We start from the raw sequence: 3066 nt of genomic DNA on the forward strand, positions 1-3066 counted from the left end.
CAAGATGCCCGGATTCATCTTCCCCAACCGGAAGCTGCACTTTGTTGCGGTATCGGTCTGTGGATGGCGCGGGCAGTGCCGGCAGCACAGGAACATCCAACTTTCCCAACCGGCTGAAGGCATCCCGCACAAAATGTGTTTTGGCTTCACATTCCGATTTGTATTCCATATGCCGCAACCCGCAACCGCCGCAGGGGCCGGCAACAGGGCAGTCTACCGGAATACGGTCAGGGCTGGAAATCAGCAGTTTTTCCATACGCCCGAAGGCATACCCTTTCATCGGTTTTACGATGCGTACATCGGCCACATCCCCCGGAGCTGTGCCGGGAACAAAAACGGCCTGTCCTTCATAGTGTCCCACACCATTCCCATCATTGGAAAGGGACTCAATTGTAATCTGTAAGATTTGATTTTTCGTAAATGGCATGAAAGCTCCTTATTTATCCAGCGGCTTGGGTTGCTCTTTTTCCAGCGTGGCCAGGTATTTGCTCGGGGGAACACCTTTGACCTTTTTGAATACACGGGAAAAATAGAACTGGTCAAAAAATCCTACTGAAACAGCAATCTCTGCAATCGAAAGATTGGAATTTTTCAAAAGGCTGCACGCTTCGCTGATGCGGTAATTGGTCAGATAGTCGATGGGACTTTGCCCTACGTTAGCCATAAATACCCGATACAGATGGCTGCGGCTTACGCCGACGGCTTTGGCAATGTCGTCCACCGAAATATCGTGGGAATAATTGAATTGGATATATTTGATGGCAGACAGCACATACTGGCTGCTGGAAGAACCGACGTTGGGCATGGCATCCCGCGCTTCTTTCATCAGGTGTGCCATAAAAATGTAAAGATACCCAGTCATCAGCGCTTCACACTGGGGTTCGGGACCGCGGGAAAGGTAAATGTTGTACAGTGCTTCCCGCACAGCTTGCTTTTCTTTGCAATGATGCACCGGGTGCAGATCGCTGAAAGGGGTCTGCTGCACCAGCTTGTTGGCGCAGGCACCGTTAAAGCCGACCCAATAGTATTCCCAGGGATCGGTTTCGTCGGCCGCATAGGTGATCAACTGGTTGGGCTTAGCAAGAAAAAGATCCCCCTCCTGCAGTGTATGGGAAACACCGCCTACCTGGTATACTCCCTTGCCGGCAACAACAAGATGGATCAGGTAATGATCCCGTACGCCGGGGCCCCAGGTATGGCCCGGTTCGCAGTATTCATGCCCGCAATTGAAGATGGATAATTCCACGTTATCGGTATAACTTTGTTTGTACGACTGCTTGCTCAGATTGGTCATGATTCACACCTCGCTACCCGCCGGTCGTCGTACGGCGGTTCGATAGTAATTATTATTATAGCAAAGTATTCATCAAAAGTCCATAAATGAGCAGTAAAAAAATGTTTACTTCCCCGCAGAATTTGTTATACTGAGTATAACAGTTGTGCAAACAGCAGTGACTTTGGCTGTTTGCCTAAAACAGTGCGGCTCTTTTTGTGCATGTTGGTGCCGGAACCGCACACACAGAAAGGCGAGTGGAAATATGGCGAATACCATTGAATTGAAGCAACAAATTGCACAGGGCCTGTACGACGGTGCATTTACCAAATTGTACGGTGCAGATGAGAAAATTGTTGCAGCCCAGCGCGCCCGGTACACGCAGCTGATCGACCGCTTTGCCGCAGAGTTTGGTGCAGAACGTACGGTGCATCTTTACTCTGCTCCCGGCCGTACCGAGATTGGCGGCAACCATACCGACCATAATAATGGTGTTGTTCTGGCCGGTTCTGTAAACCTGGATATTGTGGCGGTTGTTTCCCCGAACCAGGACAATATTGTGCGTGTCAAATCCCACGGTTTTGAAAAAATCGATGATGTGGACCTGAGCATCCGGACGCCGCAGCCCCGTGAAGCAGAGCACTCTGCGGCTTTGATCCGCGGCGTGGCAGTGGGTATCCTCAATGATGGCGGCAAGGTGGGCGGCTTTGATGCCTATACCACCAGTGACGTGCTGCGCGGTTCCGGTCTGTCCAGCTCGGCTGCGTTCGAAGTTTGCATTGGTGCGATCTTCCGCGGCGAGTACAACAATAATGACATGGAAAAATTCAGCCAGGTCCGCATTGCGCAGATCGGCCAGTATGCCGAAAATGTTTTCTTTGGCAAGCCCTGCGGCCTGATGGATCAGACGGCCTGCGCGGTGGGCGGCGTGATCACCATTGACTTTAAGGACCCCGAGCATCCCGTTGTGGGGCAGACCGAAATCGATCTGGCCAAGCACGGTTTTGTTATGTGCATCAGCGATACAAAGGGTAGCCATGCGGATCTGACCGATGATTATGCCGCAATTCGCCGCGAGATGGAAAGTGTTGCGGCACAGTTTGGCAAAAAAGTGCTGCGTGATGTGCCGGAAGAGGACTTCTATGCGGCTATTCCGAAGCTGCGCAAAACGGTGGGCGACCGTGCGGTGGTGCGTTCGATTCATTTCTACAACGATTGCCGCCGTGCAGCCGAACTGTGCGATGCGGTGCAGAAAGATGAGTTTGACAAATTCCTGCGCCTGATCATCGAGGGCGGCCACTCCAGCTTTGAGTTTAACCAGAATGCATACAGCATCAAGAGCCCCAAAGAACAGGGCGTGCCCCTGGCATTGGCGCTGAGCCAGAAGGTGCTCAACGGCCGTGGTGCATGGCGTCTGCAGGGCGGCGGCTTTGCCGGTACCATCCAGGCCTTTGTGCCCAGCGATCTGGTGGATGCATACCGTGCAGCAATTGATGGATGCTTTGGCGAGGGCAGCTGCCATGTGCTGAACATCCGCAACTATGGCGCAGTGCCCGTTACGCCGGAACTGTAATTTCAGATACTACATAGATCCCGTCGGGGGACGCGAGAACCCCGACGGGATTTTTTTGTGCAAGTGAGACTTTTGTGTGCGCAGAAACGTTTACCCAGATGAAAGGCCTTTCCAAAATAAAGAAGGAGGAGAAAAATCATGCAGTTACATGAAGAAAAGGATTTGCTCCAAATTCTTCGGCGGGACCCGCAAATGGGGCTGGAGGAAATCCTCTCGCGGT

Annotated in this window: 3 protein-coding genes; 1 reads left to right on the forward strand and 2 read right to left on the reverse strand. The window is 52.1% G+C overall.

Annotated elements, in window-relative coordinates:
- Together H6B10_RS13630 and H6B10_RS13635 are read right to left on the reverse strand one after the other, a co-directional pair.
- On the reverse strand, positions 1-361 hold a 361-nt coding region (locus H6B10_RS13630), incomplete at its 3' end, for a TRAM domain-containing protein (RefSeq protein ID WP_345941850.1).
- A 75-nt stretch (positions 362-436) separates the two neighbouring features.
- Positions 437-1294, reverse strand: coding sequence for an AraC family transcriptional regulator (locus H6B10_RS13635; protein WP_204652104.1), 858 nt, complete (start codon positions 1292-1294; stop codon positions 437-439).
- 244 nt (positions 1295-1538) lie between these two features.
- Between H6B10_RS13635 and H6B10_RS13640 the strand changes: the two genes are divergently transcribed.
- Entirely contained in the window at positions 1539-2846 is a 1308-nt protein-coding gene (locus tag H6B10_RS13640; protein ID WP_204652105.1) for a galactokinase, read from the forward strand.
- The last annotated feature ends 220 nt before the right edge of the window (positions 2847-3066 follow it).

The organism is Gemmiger formicilis (assembly GCF_016901605.1).
Taxonomy (GTDB): domain Bacteria; phylum Bacillota; class Clostridia; order Oscillospirales; family Ruminococcaceae; genus Gemmiger; species Gemmiger formicilis_B.